A 1,726-nucleotide genomic window follows, 5' to 3' on the forward strand; every position below is an offset into this window, starting at 1 on the left:
GGCGCGACCTCCCCTCCGAACTCCTCCGAAACTCCCCCGCAACCCCCCGGCGAGCCCATCGGTGCCCGGTACCGCCTTCCTCGGAGCGGCGGCGGCCGACTACGGTACGTACTGAAAGACACCAGGAAGGACGGCAGTCCGTGTACGAAGGCGTGGTCCAGGACCTCATCGACGAGCTGGGGCGGCTGCCCGGCGTCGGTCCCAAGAGCGCGCAGCGGATCGCCTTCCACATCCTCCAGGCGGAGCCGACGGACGTACGGCGGCTGGCCCACGCCCTCCTCGAGGTGAAGGCGAAGGTCCGTTTCTGCGCGACCTGCGGCAACGTGGCGCAGGAGGAGCTGTGCAACATCTGCCGCGACCCGCGCCGCGACCTGTCCGTCATCTGTGTCGTGGAGGAACCGAAGGACGTCGTCGCGATCGAGCGCACCCGCGAGTTCCGGGGCAAGTACCACGTCCTCGGCGGCGCGATCAGCCCGATCGAGGGCGTCGGCCCCGACGACCTGCGCATACGGGAGCTGCTGGCCCGTCTGGCCGACGGCACGGTCACCGAGCTGATCCTGGCCACGGACCCGAACCTGGAAGGCGAGGCCACGGCCACGTACCTCGCCCGCATGATCAAACCGATGGGCCTCAAGGTCACCCGCCTGGCCAGCGGCCTCCCTGTGGGTGGCGACCTGGAATACGCGGACGAGGTGACCCTCGGCCGCGCCTTCGAGGGGAGACGATTGCTGGATGTCTGACGCCACGCTGCACGCGACGGACCTGAACCCGGACGACTTCGCGGTCCAGATCGCGGACCAGATCGAGAGCTTCCTGGTCGCCGTCACCGAGGTGGCCAAGGGCGACGAGCCGGACTCGGCCGTCCCGTTCCTGCTGCTGGAGGTCTCCCAGCTGCTGCTGGCCGGCGGTCGCCTCGGCGCGCACGAGGACATCGTGCCGGACGAGCGCTACGAGCCCGACCCGGGCTTCGAGCCGGACGTGGACGAGTTGCGCGAACGCCTCGCCGTGATGCTCGACCCGGTCGACGTCTACTCCGAGGTCTTCGACCCCTACGAGCCCCGCAAGGCGCCGGTCCCGGCCCGGATCTCCGACGACCTCGCCGACGTCATCGCCGACCTGCGCCACGGCATGGTCCACTACCGCGCGGGCCGCACCACCGAGGCCCTGTGGTGGTGGCAGTTCTCCTACTTCTCCAACTGGGGTTCCACGGCCTCGGCGACCCTGCGGGCCCTGCAGTCCCTCGTGGCGCACGTCCGGCTGAACCAGCCCCTCGCCGAGCTGGACGGTCTCGACACCGACCAGGAACTGATGGGGGACGAGACCCTGGAGTTCGAGGCGGGCAAGGTCATGGCGGAGGAGATCGCGGCCCCGCTGGGGCTGGGCAGGAAGAAGGTCAAGTAGCCCCGCCGCCCGCGCCCGCCGCGGGGCTCGCCCGCGTCAGGAGCCGGGGGCGAGCCCAAGTGGTTCCCCGTGCGACCCGCCGTTCGCCACAATGCCCCCATGACATTGAAGCCGTGGGCTTGGGCCGGGCTGGGGATCGCGGGGGCGGGCGTGGTCACGCTGGCCGGGTTCGCCTTCGTCGATCTGGGATCGGCCGATCAGATCGCGAGCGTGGCCGGTGGGTCTGCGGGCGTGGTCGGGCTCGTCTTCGCCGCCATCGCGCAGTTCGGCGGCTCGTCCGCGCCGCCGACCCCGCCCACGCGAACTGAGGAGCCCGGACATGGCC

General features: G+C 71.0%; 2 protein-coding genes and 1 pseudogene. All 3 read left to right on the forward strand.

The window, feature by feature from the left end:
* The first annotated feature begins 140 nt into the window (after nt 1–140).
* Entirely contained in the window at nt 141–740 is a 600-nt protein-coding gene (recR, locus tag P1P70_RS44265) for a recombination mediator RecR (protein WP_319248106.1), read from the forward strand.
* Nucleotides 733–1,401 carry a DUF5063 domain-containing protein gene (locus P1P70_RS44270; protein ID WP_319248108.1) on the forward strand — a complete coding sequence of 223 codons (669 nt, stop codon included), beginning with the start codon at nt 733–735 and terminating at the stop codon, nt 1,399–1,401. Before recR ends, P1P70_RS44270 begins: the two co-directional genes overlap by 8 nt.
* A gap of 99 nt (nt 1,402–1,500) precedes the next feature.
* Nucleotides 1,501–1,726 (forward strand): annotated as a pseudogene (locus P1P70_RS44275) (hypothetical protein); the annotation flags it as partial.

Origin of the sequence: Streptomyces sp. MB09-02B, from assembly GCF_033794485.1 — a bacterium.
Lineage (GTDB): Bacteria > Actinomycetota > Actinomycetes > Streptomycetales > Streptomycetaceae > Streptomyces.

Bases quoted from the DNA above. Each gene is read 5' to 3' on its own strand.
- P1P70_RS44270 (WP_319248108.1), top strand. From the start codon at position 733: ATGTCTGACGCCACGCTGCACGCGACGGACCTGAACCCGGACGACTTC.